Genomic DNA, 246 nt, shown 5'->3' with positions numbered 1-246 from the left:
TCAGGGTGGCGAGGAGTTCGGGGGGGGCTCGCGGGTCCAGGTCGGCCATTGTCGCGTCGAGCAGCATGAGGTCGGGCCGCTTGCCCAGTGCGAGGGCGAGGGCCACGCGGGTCCGCTGGCCCCCGGACAGGCGCCTGGGCGGTGTACGTACAGCGGGGCGATCACCTTTTACGCTCAATCCACGCGTGAGTCCCTCGGCTCTGCTTCCTGCGGCCTGCTGTTTCTAGCCGGTGCGCATGCGCTACA

1 pseudogene is annotated in these 246 nt (G+C 69.5%); it reads right to left on the bottom strand.

Annotated elements, in window-relative coordinates:
- Window positions 1-190 (bottom strand): annotated as a pseudogene (locus MFF64_RS38425) (ATP-binding cassette domain-containing protein); the annotation flags it as partial.
- Between the last annotated feature and the right edge of the window lie 56 nt (window positions 191-246).

Origin of the sequence: Methylobacterium frigidaeris (genome assembly GCF_022179185.1) — a bacterium.
Taxonomy (GTDB): domain Bacteria; phylum Pseudomonadota; class Alphaproteobacteria; order Rhizobiales; family Beijerinckiaceae; genus Methylobacterium; species Methylobacterium frigidaeris.
This window is presented reverse-complemented; position numbering and strand designations above follow the sequence as displayed.